Annotated in this window: 13 protein-coding genes; 6 read left to right on the top strand and 7 right to left on the bottom strand. The window is 70.4% G+C overall.

Going from position 1 to position 13,605, the window contains the following annotated elements; translation table 11 throughout:
* Positions 1–158: 158 nt before the first annotated feature.
* Positions 159–1,589, top strand: coding sequence for a helix-turn-helix domain-containing protein (locus WMF36_RS44920; protein WP_437484148.1), 1,431 nt, complete (start codon positions 159–161; stop codon positions 1,587–1,589).
* Between the two features lie 19 nt (positions 1,590–1,608).
* Here WMF36_RS44920 and WMF36_RS44915 read toward each other — a convergent pair whose 3' ends face one another.
* The 3 genes from WMF36_RS44915 to WMF36_RS44905 are packed head-to-tail and all read right to left on the bottom strand — an operon-like array spanning position 1,609 to position 4,121.
* Positions 1,609–1,980 (bottom strand): response regulator, encoded by a 372-nt coding sequence (locus tag WMF36_RS44915; protein ID WP_437577005.1) that lies wholly within the window; start codon positions 1,978–1,980, stop codon positions 1,609–1,611.
* Positions 1,977–2,660 carry a histidine kinase gene (locus WMF36_RS44910; RefSeq protein ID WP_437577004.1) on the bottom strand — a complete coding sequence of 228 codons (684 nt, stop codon included), beginning with the start codon at positions 2,658–2,660 and terminating at the stop codon, positions 1,977–1,979. Before WMF36_RS44910 ends, WMF36_RS44915 begins: the two co-directional genes overlap by 4 nt.
* A gap of 27 nt (positions 2,661–2,687) precedes the next feature.
* Positions 2,688–4,121, bottom strand: coding sequence for a sigma-54-dependent transcriptional regulator (locus WMF36_RS44905; protein ID WP_437577003.1), 1,434 nt, complete (start codon positions 4,119–4,121; stop codon positions 2,688–2,690).
* A gap of 800 nt (positions 4,122–4,921) precedes the next feature.
* Here WMF36_RS44905 and WMF36_RS44900 point away from each other — a divergent pair.
* Both WMF36_RS44900 and WMF36_RS44895 read left to right on the top strand, forming a co-directional pair.
* Positions 4,922–5,401 (top strand): hypothetical protein, encoded by a 480-nt coding sequence (locus WMF36_RS44900; RefSeq protein WP_437577002.1) that lies wholly within the window; start codon positions 4,922–4,924, stop codon positions 5,399–5,401.
* Positions 5,402–5,485: 84 nt separating this feature from the next.
* Positions 5,486–5,965 carry a hemerythrin domain-containing protein gene (locus tag WMF36_RS44895; protein ID WP_437577001.1) on the top strand — a complete coding sequence of 160 codons (480 nt, stop codon included), beginning with the start codon at positions 5,486–5,488 and terminating at the stop codon, positions 5,963–5,965.
* A gap of 341 nt (positions 5,966–6,306) precedes the next feature.
* Here WMF36_RS44895 and WMF36_RS44890 read toward each other — a convergent pair whose 3' ends face one another.
* The 4 genes from WMF36_RS44890 to WMF36_RS44875 all read right to left on the bottom strand — a co-directional run bounded on the left by WMF36_RS44890 (position 6,307) and on the right by WMF36_RS44875 (position 7,841).
* Positions 6,307–6,591: a hypothetical protein gene (locus WMF36_RS44890; protein WP_437577000.1), complete on the bottom strand. Its 285-nt coding sequence runs from the start codon at positions 6,589–6,591 to the stop codon at positions 6,307–6,309.
* 16 nt (positions 6,592–6,607) lie between these two features.
* The gene (locus WMF36_RS44885) at positions 6,608–6,826 is read right to left on the bottom strand and encodes a hypothetical protein (protein ID WP_437576999.1); all 219 of its coding nucleotides are present in this window, start codon (positions 6,824–6,826) and stop codon (positions 6,608–6,610) included.
* A 50-nt stretch (positions 6,827–6,876) separates the two neighbouring features.
* The gene (locus WMF36_RS44880) at positions 6,877–7,431 is read right to left on the bottom strand and encodes a hypothetical protein (protein WP_437576998.1); all 555 of its coding nucleotides are present in this window, start codon (positions 7,429–7,431) and stop codon (positions 6,877–6,879) included.
* A gap of 245 nt (positions 7,432–7,676) precedes the next feature.
* Complete coding sequence (locus tag WMF36_RS44875; RefSeq protein ID WP_437582044.1) at positions 7,677–7,841, bottom strand: DUF1328 domain-containing protein; 165 nt, start codon at positions 7,839–7,841, stop codon at positions 7,677–7,679.
* Between the two features lie 547 nt (positions 7,842–8,388).
* On the opposite strand from WMF36_RS44875, the gene WMF36_RS44870 reads away from it, so the two are divergent.
* The 3 genes from WMF36_RS44870 (at position 8,389) to WMF36_RS44860 (ending at position 13,577) form a co-directional block, all read left to right on the top strand.
* Complete coding sequence (locus WMF36_RS44870; protein WP_437576997.1) at positions 8,389–11,235, top strand: PAS domain-containing protein; 2,847 nt, start codon at positions 8,389–8,391, stop codon at positions 11,233–11,235.
* 291 nt (positions 11,236–11,526) lie between these two features.
* Positions 11,527–11,943: a response regulator gene (locus WMF36_RS44865; RefSeq protein WP_437484126.1), complete on the top strand. Its 417-nt coding sequence runs from the start codon at positions 11,527–11,529 to the stop codon at positions 11,941–11,943.
* Positions 11,940–13,577, top strand: a complete 1,638-nt coding sequence (locus tag WMF36_RS44860) for an ATP-binding protein (RefSeq protein WP_437576996.1) — start codon at positions 11,940–11,942, stop codon at positions 13,575–13,577. The genes WMF36_RS44865 and WMF36_RS44860 overlap by 4 nt, the downstream gene beginning before the upstream one ends.
* The last annotated feature ends 28 nt before the right edge of the window (positions 13,578–13,605 follow it).

Here is a 13,605-nt window from a genome sequence, read left to right as displayed (position 1 = left end):
GTTTCAACGTCAACTTCGCTTTGAAATGCAGGCGGATAACGATGTCGACAAAAGGCCTTTACAGCCTGTCAACGTGTAAACTATTGTAAATTTCTGACGGCAGCGCGCCGCGCCTACACGTCGGTTCAGTCGGTACAGCTATGTTCGGGAGGGTTCTCATGGCCGATGCACCTCTTCTCGGAGCCAAAGTCCGTGCGCTCCGGCGTCGCGAGCACATGACGCAGGTCGATCTGGCGGAGCGCCTCGGTGTCTCGGCGAGTTATCTGAACTTGATAGAGAACAACCGGCGTCCGTTGACCGCGCCACTTCTCATCCGGTTAGCCCAGATATTCCAGCTCGACCTCCAGAACTTCGCATCGGAAGGGGACGTCCGGCTGACAGCCGATCTCCACGAGGTGTTCGGCGATCCCATCTTCGAGAGCCACGGGCTGACGAACGCCGATCTGCGCGAGCTCGTCGCGACGTCACCGAACGTCGCGCGCGCGGTGCTCACGCTTTACCGCACGTACGCGACGACCCGGGAGTCGCTGGACACGCTGGGGGAGCGGCTGGCGGGGGACGGGTTCGTCGCGGTCGACAACTCGCGCCTGCCGTCCGAGGAGGTGAGCGACCTGATCCAGCGCCGGATGAACTACTTCCCGGAGGTCGAGGAGGGCGCCGAGGCGCTCTGGCGCGAGGCGGAGCTCGACGCGGACGACGTCTACCGCGGCCTCGTCCGGTACCTCCACGCGACGCGCGGCATCGAGGTGCGCATCGTGCGGGTCGCCGACGAGCGCCAGGCGATGCGGCGCTACGATCCCGACAGGCGCGTGCTCAGCATCTCCGAGGTGCTGCCGCCCCGGAGCCGCCGGTTCCAGCTCGCGCACCAGCTCGGGCTGCTCACGCAGTCGGCGGCGATCGACCGCATCCTGCGCGACGAGAACCTCACGACCCCCGAGTCCCGCGCGCTCGCGCGCGTCGCGCTGGCCAACTACTTCGCCGCCGCGATCCTCATGCCGTACCAGCCGTTCCTGGAGGCGGCGCGCGCCGAGCGGTACGACATCGAGCTCCTCGCGCACCGCTTCGGCACGAGCTTCGAGCAGGTGTGCCACCGGCTGACGACGCTCCGCCGCCCCGGCGCCGAGGGGGTGCCGATGCACATGGTCCGCATCGACATCGCGGGCAACATCTCCAAGCGCTTCAGCGGCTCCGGCATCCGCTTCGCGCGGTTCAGCGGCGCGTGCCCCCGCTGGAACGTGCACGCCGCCCTGATGACCCCCGGCATGATCCGGATCCAGCTCTCTCAGATGCCCGACGGCGCGGTCTACTTCTGCATCGCGCGCACCGTGCGCAGCGACCGCGGCGGCTACCACGTCCCCCACACGGTGCAGTCGATCGGCATGGGCTGCGACGTGCGCTACGCCCGCGAGCTCGTCTACGCCGACGGGATCGACCTCGACAACATCGGCGCGGCCGTCCCTGTCGGCGTCACGTGCCGGACCTGCGAGCGCCTCGACTGCGCCCAGCGGGCGCTGCCGGCGCTGCAGCACCCGCTGCGCCTCGACGAGAACCGGCGGGGCGTCTCGTTCTACGCGTCCGTCGACAAGTGAGCGACGGCTGAGCGCGCGCTCAGCCCGGCCGGCCGAGCAGCTCGTTGAGCGTCGACACGAGCCGGGCTACATCGACCGGCTTGACCAGGTGCACGTGCGCCCCGGCCACCCGGCTCTTCTCGCGGTCGTCGTCGCCGCCGAAGCCGCTCACCACGACCAGCGCGCGCGGCTTGCTCGCGAGCGACGCCAGCAGATCAAGGCCGCTGCCGTCCGGCAGCGACACGTCCGTCAGCAGGGCGTCGACGGGGTGCTCGGCGAGCATCGCGCGCCCCTCCTCGCACGAGCGCGCCACGAGCACGCGGAAGCCCCGGCGGCGGAGCGCCATGCCGAGCAGCGACGCCGTGTCGTCGTCGTCGTCCAGCACGAGGACCTGCGGCAGCTCCTCGCTCATCGGGCGCCCGCCTCGTTCAGCGGCCATTCCAGGGTGATGCGCGTCTCCGCGCCCGCGCGCTCGACCCGCGCCGTGCCGCCGTGCGCCCTGAGCACGCCGTCGATCACGCGGACGGGCAGCGCGCCCTCGTCGAGCGGGTCCGCGTCCGGCGAGAGCGAGGTCTGGAAGAGCTCCTCGACCGAGGGCGTGTCCGCGTCGCTCGTGAGCACCACCCGCGCCTTGTCGCCGTGGGCCGAGAGCTCGACGGCGACCCGCGCGCGGGCGGCGCGCAGGGCGAGCATGAGCGCGTCCGCGAGCGCCGCGGTCATCGAGGCCGGGTGCGCGGAGCCGCGCAGGGGCGCGAGGTCGAGCGCCACCGTGACCTGGCGCCTGCCATAGACGAACGACGCCTCCGAGACGGCCTGGCGGACGAGCGCCTCGAGGTCCAGCGAGTGCACCGGGGCGTCCGGCTGCCGCGACAGCTCCGACGCGGCGGTGTAGCGGTCGGCGAGGCGCAGCAGGCGGCGCACCCCCCGGCGCGCCATGGTGAAGAACGCCGCGTTCCGGGCCGTGGTCTCGCCGCCGAGGGCGCGCTCCAGCTCGTCGAGGGCGCCGGCCACGACGCCGGCCGGCCCTCGGACGTCGTGCCCCGTGCGCGCGAACAGCTTGTAGACCGACTCGGAGAGCGCCTTTTCCGTCATTCCTTCCGCCTTACCTCGCGCCTCAACTCAGCTCAGCGACGAGCTCGCCGACCCCGGCGAAGAGGCAGCCTTGTCCTTGTCTGGGCCTTCGTCCCCGCCCAGGCCATCCTGCTCCCCGTAGCGCTCCAGCTTGCGGTACAGCGTGCGCCGGTCGAACCCGAGCATCTGGGCGGCGCGCGACTTGTTGCCGCCGACGAGCGCGAGCACGCGCTTGATGTAGCGCTTCTCGAGCTCGTCCATCGTCATGATCTCCGCCGGCTCGTCGACGGCGACGACGAAGCGGTCGGGCCGGTAGGCCTGGACCTTGTCCGGCAGGTCCTCGACCGTGATCTGCTCGAAGCGCGCGAGGGCCACCGCGCGCTCGATGCTGTTCTCGAGCTCGCGCACGTTGCCCGGCCAGTTGTAGGCGGTGAGCTTCTCCGCGGCCGCCGTCGAGAGGGAGAGCACGCCCTTGCCGCTCCTGGAGGAGAACTTCTCGAGGAAATGCATCGCGAGGTGGAGCACGTCCGTCCCGCGCTCGCGCAGGGGCGGCAGGTCGATCTTCACGACGTTGACGCGGTAGAAGAGGTCCTCTCGGAACCGCTTCTCGTACACCTCGGTCTCGAGGTCGCGGTTCGTCGCCGTCACGATGCGCGCGTCGAAGGGGATCTCGGCGTTCGAGCCGACCGGACGCACCTTCCGCTCCTGGAGCGCGCGGAGCAGCTTCGGCTGGACCTCGAGCGGCATCTCGCCGATCTCGTCGAGGAAGATGGTGCCGCCGCTCGCCTCCAGGAACAGGCCGGTGCGCTGGGTCTTCGCGTCGGTGAAGGCGCCGCGCGCGTGGCCGAAGAGCTCGCTCTCGAGGAGCGCCTGGGGCACCGCGGCGCAGTTGACGGCCACGAAGGGGCCGGGGCGGCCGCTGGCCTCGTGGATCGCCCGCGCGATGAGCTCCTTGCCGGTGCCCGTCTCGCCGTGCACGAGGACCGAGGCGTCGCTCCGCGCGACGCGCCCGATGAGGTCGTAGACGCGCTTCATCGCGGGGCTGCGCCCGACGAGGCCCTTGGTCTGCTGGACGTCGTGGGCCGCCTCACGCAGGCGCTTCACCTCGGACCGGAGGCGCCGGTGCTGGACGGCGCGCGAGACCGTCAGGCCGAGGAGGTTCGCGTCGAGCGGCTTCGTGACGAAATCGAACGCCCCCGCGCGCATCGAGGAGATCGCCGTCTCCATGCTCCCGAGCGCCGTCATGACGATGACGAGCATGTCGGGCCGGGCGCCGAGGATACGCTCGCACAGCTCGATGCCGCTCATCTCGCTCATGCCGACGTCGGTCAATACGACGTCGAAGTCGTCGTCGCTCACGAGCTCCAGCGCGCTCTTGGCGGAGGTGCGCGCCGCCACCGAGAATTCCTGCCTCTTGAGGAGGGCTTCGACCAGATCGCACGTCGCTTCGTCGTCATCGACGACGAGTATCCTGCCGCTCATCGCGTGTCCTTCCCCGGCAGCTTCACTAGGTCGACCGCTGCCTGCAGTTGCAGGGAACGTGCCACGGAGACACCGCGCCATCAAGCCCAGGCCGCTTATCCCCGGTGTTATCGAGCGTGACGTTTCGCCACAGGTGCGATTTCCTGCCTCAACCCTGCGTGCGCGCCCCGTGGACGCGGCGCCGACGCGCTCCCTCCTCCGCGCTCGCTCCCCGGGGCGACCGCGCTCTCGGCCGCCGTTTCCGGCAGGGTTACCCGCTCCCTGGATTTCCACAGGCTGACAGCACGTCGCCCGGCGATGCACATCGCGCGCCTCTCCGGTGCGCGCGGGGAGGCGGCGCGGCGGAGGGCGCCGCTCCGAGGGCGAGCGCGGCCACGACCAAAGCATCGGGTCCCGCGCAGATGCAGCGCAGGCGGCGGCCGCGCGCGCGAGGCCGAGGCCGCGCGAGGCCCGTGGTCGGCAGCGAGCTCGGGCGTACGGCGCGCTGGGCGGCGCAGCATCGCTATCGGCGAAGCGGACAAAGGGCGTTTGAGGAGAAAATGGAATTCGCGGTCTTCCCTGCGACGGACACCCGCGCGCCCGGGCGAGATGGGGCGATAAGCCCTTGTTTTGTCACCGATCACGCGCCGGCGCCGCGTGCCGGCGTTGGCCTGAGCACCTCGACTGCCCTGGTTCCGTCAAGTCCGTCCGAGTTGCCGGTGAGAGGCGAAATTCCACATCGACAGGTTACATCTGGCGCCCCGGACATGCGCGCATCCGGAATATGCCCAATCGGCACGAGGGTTGCTTGAAGGGTTCTCATGAAGAACAGGAGGGGGGGAAGGGTCGAGCGTCGAGAGGAGACCTGCCTGCTGGTTGCTGAGTCCGGTGCGCCCTGGACCGAATGCGCCGCCTGGCTGAGCACCCAGACGCGCGACATCGAGACGGTGGTCCAGCTGCCCAACGAGCCCCCTTCGATATTTCAATCGCGCTTGCAAGAGAAGCTCCGGCTCCTCGGCGCGGTGAGCACGGCTGTGTTCGTCGCGGGGTCGACCGCGAACAAGCTCACGGTCCGGTCCTCGCTCATGCGCGCCGTTCTCGGCGCGCTCCCCGGCGTCAGGCGCGTTGTCCTCTGCCCCGGCTCGGACCCGCAGGCCCCTGCGGTTCACGAGCTGGCGGGCCTGTCGCTGACGATGCGCGAGCTGCTCGGCAGCAGCGGCGCCGTCACCTTCTCGCTCGAGGGCCCCCGGGGCGAGCCGCTGCGCGGCCTCGCGCACCTGGCGGCCCGCGCCGCTGCCTGAGCCGGTCGCAGAGCGAGAACAACAAGGTCCCTGTTTCACCTCGATAAACCACAATACCACGTTCGGTGTCCGGGAGGAGAATGCATGAAAGCGACACAGCTCTTGAAGGGGCAGCACCGCGAAGCCGAGAGGCTGTTCGATCTGGCGCTCTCGGGTATCGGCGATGTCGGGCGGGTGATCGACGAGCTCACGAAGCACCTGCTCGCGCACATGCTCGCCGAGCAGGTGGTGCTCTTCCCGGAGCTGCTCGCGATCGAGCCGGAGCTCGTCGGCGGGGCCTGCGAGGAGCACACGGTAGCGCGGTTCGAGATCCGGCGCGTCGTCAACACGGCGCCGGAGGACCCGAGCTTCGAGGCCAAGCTCACCACCCTGAGGGAGCTCGTCATGCGCCACATCGACGAGGAGGAGCGGGAGCTCTTGCCGTGGATCGAGGCGGAGCTCTGCGAGGAGACGAACGAGCGGCTCGGCCAGCAGATGCTGGAGCTGTTTGATGCGCTCATCGCCCACTCCCGCCGCGCGCACGGCTCGAGCCACGCCGCCCAGCGCACCGCGACCGCGGCCTGACGGCGGCGCCCCTTCGCTGCGTCACTTCTCCCATCCTTCAATCCAACGCTCCGCGGGCAGGCCCCGCGCCCGGCGGCGCGCCGCGGGCGTCCTGCGCGCGCGGCGCGCGTCCACGGGCGATGGCCTATAGTGAGGAGAATTCAACGCAAAGGCGCAAAGGCGCAAAGGCGCAAAGAGACAGAGATTGAAAGGGGGGGAATCCCGAGGTCTTTCTATCTTTCTTTTTTGCGTCTTTGCGCCTTTGCGCCTTTGCGTTAAATTCTCGGCTGCCCGGCTCGCGCCCCCGGCGGGGGGGCCCGGGGGTCATCGTGGTTTGCAGGGAGAGCGAGAGGCAGGTGGGTTCAGGGGGTGGTCGCCGGCGCGTCGCCGGGGCCGGTCGGGCCGCCGTGCGCGGGCCCGTACCCGTGAGACTCGCCGTAGCCGAGATCCTCGGGGACCATGGTGTCCGCCGGGCTCGACGGGACAGGCGAGGCGGCGCTCCGCGCGTCGTTCGAGGCGAGCTCGTAGACGCCGCGCTCGAGCTCCATCTCGTCGAGGGCCGAGCCGCAGGCCCGGCAGGGAGTGGCCGCCGTCGACACGAAGATGTACCGGCGGCCACAGGAATTGCAGCGGAGCTCGCGGATCATCGCTGGCTCGCCGGGTTCAGCTGGGTCGACCGCGCCGGGCCGCCTCCTGGGCTGCGCGCAGCTCGTCGCCTTCGGGACCGTCCAGCGCCTGGGCGGCCTCCTCCGCGTGCTCCTCGATCTTGCCGCCCTTCACCGACCTCTCCACGCCTTCCCGGTAACGCCGATCGGCCGTGGGGTTGCCCTCGCCTTCGAGGTCCGCCGGCTGGTTCTGCTGAGATGCCTTCTGGGTATTCATCGTGTCCTCCTCGTGTTGACTTTGCTGGGGTCAGGGGCTGCAGGGCACGATCAGACGCGCCGCTTCGCCTCCTGGATCGCGCGATCGAGCTCCTGCACGCGCTCGTCGACGCCCTTCTTCATCTGATCGAGGTTCGTGCTCGTGGCGGCGTCGAGGTCGCGCAGGCTCCTGCGGACGGCTTCCGACTTGTCCTGGAGCTCCCTCACCATCCTGTCGACCTCGTCCTTGGACAGCTTCTTCTCGGCCTTGGCGCGGAGCTCGGCGACGTCCTTCTCGAGGCCCTCGATCTTGCGCGTCGTGGACGCGCGCACGTCCTCGCGCGCCTTCAGGAGCTCCGCCTGGGCCTCCACGGTCTTTTCCTGGGCCTCCAGGGCAGCGTTGTTGAGCTTCTCCGCGGCCTCCCGGAGCGCCTTGTCGGTCTCCCGCTCGGCCCGCTGGTCGATCTCGGCGACCTTCTTGTCGAGGTCGGTCGCGACCTCCGCCGCCTTCTGCTCCGCCTCGCGCTGCGCGCGCTCGGCCTTGGCTCGCGCGTCTGCTGGGGACTCGCAGCCCGCGAAGACGCTCATGACGATGGCGATAGGAAGGAATGTACGGACGGTCAGCATGATGATCTCCTCCGGTCTGCCGCTCTGGCCCGACCTTGCGCCCGGGCAAGAGCCCGGCACGACACGAAAAGCCCCATCAAAGCTGCCCGGGATCGATCTCTCGGCGCCCTGGATGGGGTCTCTCCAGGGCCTATTGCGACCGGCGTGCCATGCAGAACCGCGGAGACCGCCCGCCCCAGGCGAGACATATCGCCCCGATCGGGGCCTCCGAGCACGTGCAAGCCGACATGGATGACACAGGGGCGTCAGGTCGGGGCGCGGCGGCCGAGCGCGAGGGAGACGACCGCCAGGACGAGAAAGATCACGAAGAGCAGCTTCGCCACCGACGCGGCGCTCGCGGCGATGCCGCCGAAACCGAAGATGGCGGCGATGATCGCGACGATAAAGAACGCAACACTCCAACTGAGCATGATAACCTCCAGATCGGGTGAATTGGTGTTCCAGGGTCTCGAACCAGCGGTGTTGCAGCCGCCGTGCCGCGACGTCTCATGTTGACCCACGCGTCCATCAAGACGGCTGATCCTCCCGACGCCCCACAGCCCGCTTCATGCGCCGTCGCACGGCCGGAGCGGACGGAGGAGCTGCGGCAAATTGCCTCGTTCGTGACGGCGCGCGCCGCACATCACCGTGAACACCGGCCGTCCGAGCTCGGCACAGCGCTTGCTCACGCCTTGGCTTGTGCGCGCGTGTGGAAAATCGAGCTCGGTTCAGCACCCACGTCGAGGTCGATCTCGACGGAGGACCGCGGGCGGCTGTCCCGTGAAGGCTGCGGTCGCCTGCCCGCCGCCGCGCGGGCTGCGCTGGCGGGGCGCCTTGTGGCGCTCGGCCAGCTCGCCGAATATGTCGTGCTCGCTGACGCCCGCGTCCCAGGTCACCCAGGGCCGCTCCCCGCTGGCTGCCCGGGCCCCTGACGGCGATGTCTGCCGGGATGGGCCCCACGCCGCGAACGACCCGATCATGACGATCCCGCTCTCCACGCTCATCAGGACCCGCCGCGAGGCCATCATCGAGCGGTTCGTCGTGGAGCTGCGCAGGCGCAGCTCGACGGTGCGCGACATGCCGAAGCCCCTGATCATCAACTCGCTACCGAGCTTCCTCGACGAGGTGGCCGCCAGCCTGGAGAAGGGGGCGTCCACGAGCGGCAGCGACGAGGCCGCGCGCGAGCACGGGGAGATGCGCTGGGAGAACGGGTTCAACCTGGACGTGATGGTCCGCGAGTATGGCGTTCTCCGGCGATCCATCCTCCGCGAGCTCCAGGAGGCGGGGATGACGCCGAGCCTGAGCGAGGTCGAGGCGCTCTCCGAGCGCGTGGATGCGGGGATCGCCCAGGCGGTCAGCGAGCATACCCGGCTCCAGCTGGCGGCGCTCGAGACCGAGCGCAAGCGCACCGAGCTCGAGCGGGGCAGGAGCGGCTCGCTGCTCGCCCAGGCGCCCGCGCCGATCTGTCTCCTCAAGGGCGCCGATCTCGTGTTCGAGCTCGCGAACCCGCTCTTCTGCCAGATGGTCGGCCGCGACGATCTGCTCGGCAAGCCGCTCGTCGAGGCGGTCCCGGAGCTCCGCGGGCAGGCGCTGCACGCGCAGCTCGAGGCCGTCATGGCGAGCGGCTTGCCGAGCGTGGCGAGCGAGATCCCGCTGCGGCTCATGCACTGGACCGGCGAGGTGGTGGAGCGGCTGTACAACGTCCTGTGCAATCCGGTCCACGACGTGAGCGGCGCCGTGGAGGGCGTCGTGGCGACGGCGTTCGAGGTGACCGAGCAGATCGGGGCGCGCCGCAAGGCGGAGCGCCTCGCGCTCGAGCTCCAGCAGAGCGTGACCCAGCGCCTGCGCGCGGAGCAGGCGCTCCGCGTGAACGAGGAGCGCTTCCGCAAGGCGCTCCGGGGGTCGCCGGTCATGGTGTTCAACCAGGACCGGGACCTCCGCTACACGTGGATGCACAACTCGTTCGGCAAGTCGGAGCGCGAGGTGCTCGGGAAGACCGACGCGGAGGTGCTGGAGGACCCGGACGCCGCGAGGGCGCTCGACCGGGCGAAGCGCGAGGTGCTGTCCAGCGGGGTCGGCCAGCGGCGCGAGATCGCCCTGCACGCCGGCGGGCGCACGCAGCACCTCGACATCTCGATCGAGCCGCTGACCGACGACGCGGGCGAGATCGTCGGCATCACCTGCACGGCGACCGACATCACGGAGCGGAAGTCGATCGAGCAGGCGCTGCGGGCGAGCGAGGCGAGGTTCCGCACGGTGAAGGAGGCGTCGCCCGACGGGTTCATGATCCTGCGCAGCGTGCGCGACGCGTCCGGGGCGATCTCCGATTTCGAGTGGGTCTACGTGAACCCAGCCACGGGGCCGATCGTCGGCGGCCGCGGCAAGGATCTCGAGGGCAAGCGAATGCTGGTGGAGATGCCGGGCAGCTCGCTCGCGAGCGCCTTTGACACGTACGCGCACGTGGTGGAGAACGGGGAGCCTGCCCGGATCGAGCTCTTCTGCGCGCACGAGGGGGCGCCGCAGACGTTCCGCGCCATCGCGGTCGCGCTGGGCGACGGGGTGGGCGTCTCGTTCCACGACATCACCGAGCAGAAGCGCTCGGAGGCCGAGCGCGCCCAGCTCCTCGAGCAGGAGCAGAAGGCGCGCCAGCACGCCGAGCAGCTGAACAAGCTCAAGGACGAGTTCCTCGCGACGGTGTCGCACGAGCTCAGGACGCCGCTCCAGTCGATCCTGGGCTGGGCGCGGATCCTCCGGACGGGCGAGGTGGACACCGAGTCGCTCGAGCGGGGGCTCGCCACGATCGAGCGCAACGCCAAGGCGCAGTCGCAGCTCATCGAGGACGTCCTCGACGCCTCGACGATCATCGCGGGGAAGCTGCAGCTCCGCACCGACCCGGTCGATGTGCGCCAGGTGCTCGCCACGGCGCTCGATCTCGTGCGACCGGCGGCGCTGGCGAAGGGCGTCACGGTCAACGCCTGGGTCGTCGAGGACGTGGGCATCTTCCTCGGCGACGCCGATCGGCTCCAGCAGATCGTGTGGAACCTGCTCACGAACGCGGTGAAGTTCACGCCCTCGGGGGGGCAGGTGCGGGCCTTGGCCCGGCGCGTCGACGCCATGCTCGAGGTGGAGGTGGAGGACAACGGCGAGGGGATCCCGAAGAGCTTCCTGCCGTTCCTGTTCGAGCGGTTCCGGCAGGCGGACGGGGGGGTGACCCGGGCCCACGGCGGCCTGGGGCTCGGCCTGGCCATCGTGCGGCACCTGGCGGAGGCCCAGGGCGGCAGCGTGAGCGCGGCGAGCGACGGAGAGGGCAAGGGCGCGCGCTTCCGGGTGCAGCTGCCGATCCGCGCCGAGGCGCACTCGTCGCTGCCGTCGCCGCAGCGCCGGGGCAGCGACTCGCCGGGGGGCGCCGCGCGCCGCATGCTCGAGGGCATCCGGGTGCTCGTGGTCGACGACGAGACCGACGCGCGCGAGCTGCTCGGCATCATCTTCGTGCGCGCCGGGGCCTCGGTGAGCGAGGCGGCCTCGGCCGGCGAGGCGCTCGAGGCGCTCCGCGCGGACGAGTTCGACGTGCTCGTGAGCGACATCGGCATGCCGGGCGAGGACGGTTACGCGATGATGCGGCGGCTGCGCGCGCTGGGGGCCGAGGTCCCCGCGAGCGGCATACCGGCGCTCGCGCTCACCGCGTACACGCGCATGGAGGACCGCCGTCAGGCGATCGCCTCCGGCTTCCAGATGCACCTGGCCAAGCCCATCGAGCCGAGCAGCCTGGTGACGGCGGTGGCGCACCTCGTCGGCCGCGCGGGCCCCCGCGGCAGCTGGCCGTAGCCTCCCGGGGCGCGGCGCCCTGGCAGCGCGGGCGCCCTGCGCGCGCGGCCGATGGCACGTGCGCGGGCGGCCGTCATGGGCACCCGAGCCCACGTTACCTCCACTCGGCTCTTCCCGGCGCCGCAGGCCCACGTTAACGTTGGCCGCGCGAAGCAGGCCGGTTGCGGTTTCTCCGTCCCCCGGAAACGAGTGAGCCGGCCTCCAGCTCCGCCGCCATCGCCCTGCATACGTGCAGCGTTGCTCTCGCATGCTATCGACGGGCCAGCGCTTTGCCCCTCAACGAGGACGAGGATGGACGGTAAAATCCTGAACATTATTCTGGTGGAGGACGACACCGTCGACGTGATGAACGTCCGGAGGGCGTTCGAGAGGGGCAAGATCACGAACCCGCTCTGGGTCGCGGGCGACGGGGTCGAGGGGCTCGATCTGCTGCGCGGCACCCAGGTGCCCAGAGACCGGCGCCTCGTCCTGCTCGACCTGAATATGCCCAGGATGAACGGCATCGAGTTTCTCCGGGAGCTCCGGTCCGACGCCGCGCTGAGGGCGACGCCTGTCGTCGTGCTGACCACCTCGAACGACGATCGGGACAAGGTGGACGCTTACGATCTGAACGTCGCCGGCTACCTGCTGAAGCCGGTGACTTTTCTGAGCTTTGTCGAGCTCATGACGGCGCTGAACCGGTACTGGACGCTCGTGGAGATGCCTTGAGCCATAGGTCGGTTCGCCTCCTCGTGGTCGACGACGACACGGTCGATCGGATCGCGATCTTGCGAGCGCTGCGGAGCGGCCGCGTCGACGCCGAGATCCGGGAGGCCGATTCCGTCGATTCGGCGCTCGCGGTGCTGTACGAGCAGCAGATCGACTGTGTGCTCCTCGATTTCTACCTGCCCGGGGGCGACGGGCTCACGGTGATCGAGGCGGCGCGCAAGGCGAAGCTCACGGCGCCGTTCATCATGCTGACCGGGCAGGGCGACGAGTCGCTGGCGGTCGATCTGATGAAGCGGGGGGCGGCGGACTACGTGCCGAAGAACCTGCTGACGCCCGAGCGGCTCGTGCAGAGCCTGCGCTACGTCCTCCGGCTGAACGAGGCGGAGCGCCGCGAGGACGAGGCGCGCCGGGCGCTCGCTCGCCACGCGAACCAGCTCGCGCAGCTCACCGAGGCGACGCTGCGCATCCACCGGTCGCTCTCGCTGAACGAGCTGATCCAGCGCACCACCGACGAGGCGCGCGTGCTGCTCGACGCGAACGTGGCGGTCGCGCGGCTGGCCTCGCGGGGCGTGGCGCAGCGGCCTTTGACGGGCCTCTCGATGTCCGAGGAGTACGCCGCGCGGGAGGACCGCGACGCCATCCGCGAGATCGCGTGCGGCCTGATCGAGCGGAGGAGCACGAGCGTCCGGCTGACGGGCGACGAGATCGCGAACGATCCCACGTGCGCCGACGTGCTGTCGCGCGCGCCGGCGGAGCTCTACCCGCGCTCGCTCGTCGCGGCGCCGCTGCGCGGGAGGGACGGCCAGTGCATCGGGAGCCTCCAGCTGCTCGACCGGCGCGACGGGCCGTTCGTGGAGAGCGACGAGGTGCTGCTCACCCAGCTCGCGCAGTCGGCGTCCGTCGCCCTCGAGAACGCGCGGCTGTACAACGAGGCGCAGGCCGCGACGCGCGCCCGGGACGACCTGCTCGCGATCGTGTCGCACGACCTCCGGAACCCGCTCAACACGATCGCGATCACGGCGTCGCTGCTGCGGAGCGATCTGCTCCAGCGGAAGGACGGCGAGGAGGACGACGCCGTCCAGCTCGTCGACCGGATGGACCGCGGGATCCAGCGCATGACGCGGCTCATCGAGGATCTGCTCGACGCGTCGCGCATCGAGGCGGGGCGGCTCGTTGTGTCGCCGCGGGTGGAGCGGGGCGGGGCGCTCGTCCGCGAGGCGCTCGAGGCCGCCGCGTCGCTCGCCGAGGCGAAGGGCTGCCGGGTGACGCAGGGGCCGCTCGACGCGGGCCTGGAGGTCCTCGCCGACCGGGATCGGGTGCTGCAGGTCTTCTCGAACCTGCTCGGCAACGCGCTGAAGTTCACGCCGAAGGGCGGCGTGGTGAGCGTGTCGCTCTGCCGGGTCGCCGATCTCGCGCGCTTCTCCGTGGCCGACACGGGCCCGGGCATCCCGCCCGAGCATCAGCCTCACCTCTTCGATCGCTACTGGAAGGCCGCGCAGGAGTCGCGCACCGGCGCGGGGCTCGGCCTGTACATCGCGCGCGGCATCGTCGAGGCGCACCACGGGACGGTGGCGGTCGAGAGCACCCCGGGCCAGGGGACGACGATCCACTTCTCGTTGCCCCTGGCGAGCTGAGCGCCCGTCATCGCGTCGCGCGCCGACG

The organism is Sorangium sp. So ce887, assembly GCF_051521455.1.
Lineage (GTDB): Bacteria > Myxococcota_A > Polyangia > Polyangiales > Polyangiaceae > Sorangium.
This window is presented reverse-complemented; position numbering and strand designations above follow the sequence as displayed.

Excerpts from the sequence above, each read along its gene's own strand:
- WMF36_RS44885 (WP_437576999.1), bottom strand. The coding sequence starts at position 6,826 with ATGAATACCCAGAAGGCATCTCAGCAGAACCAGCCGGCGGACCTCGAA.
- WMF36_RS44905 (WP_437577003.1), bottom strand. The coding sequence starts at position 4,121 with ATGAGCGGCAGGATACTCGTCGTCGATGACGACGAAGCGACGTGCGAT.
- WMF36_RS44870 (WP_437576997.1), top strand. The coding sequence starts at position 8,389 with ATGACGATCCCGCTCTCCACGCTCATCAGGACCCGCCGCGAGGCCATC.
- WMF36_RS44865 (WP_437484126.1), top strand. The coding sequence starts at position 11,527 with ATGGACGGTAAAATCCTGAACATTATTCTGGTGGAGGACGACACCGTC.
- WMF36_RS44900 (WP_437577002.1), top strand. The coding sequence starts at position 4,922 with ATGAAGAACAGGAGGGGGGGAAGGGTCGAGCGTCGAGAGGAGACCTGC.
- WMF36_RS44895 (WP_437577001.1), top strand. The coding sequence starts at position 5,486 with ATGAAAGCGACACAGCTCTTGAAGGGGCAGCACCGCGAAGCCGAGAGG.
- WMF36_RS44890 (WP_437577000.1), bottom strand. The coding sequence starts at position 6,591 with ATGATCCGCGAGCTCCGCTGCAATTCCTGTGGCCGCCGGTACATCTTC.
- WMF36_RS44915 (WP_437577005.1), bottom strand. The coding sequence starts at position 1,980 with ATGAGCGAGGAGCTGCCGCAGGTCCTCGTGCTGGACGACGACGACGAC.
- WMF36_RS44910 (WP_437577004.1), bottom strand. The coding sequence starts at position 2,660 with ATGACGGAAAAGGCGCTCTCCGAGTCGGTCTACAAGCTGTTCGCGCGC.
- WMF36_RS44880 (WP_437576998.1), bottom strand. The coding sequence starts at position 7,431 with ATGCTGACCGTCCGTACATTCCTTCCTATCGCCATCGTCATGAGCGTC.
- WMF36_RS44875 (WP_437582044.1), bottom strand. The coding sequence starts at position 7,841 with ATGCTCAGTTGGAGTGTTGCGTTCTTTATCGTCGCGATCATCGCCGCC.
- WMF36_RS44920 (WP_437484148.1), top strand. The coding sequence starts at position 159 with ATGGCCGATGCACCTCTTCTCGGAGCCAAAGTCCGTGCGCTCCGGCGT.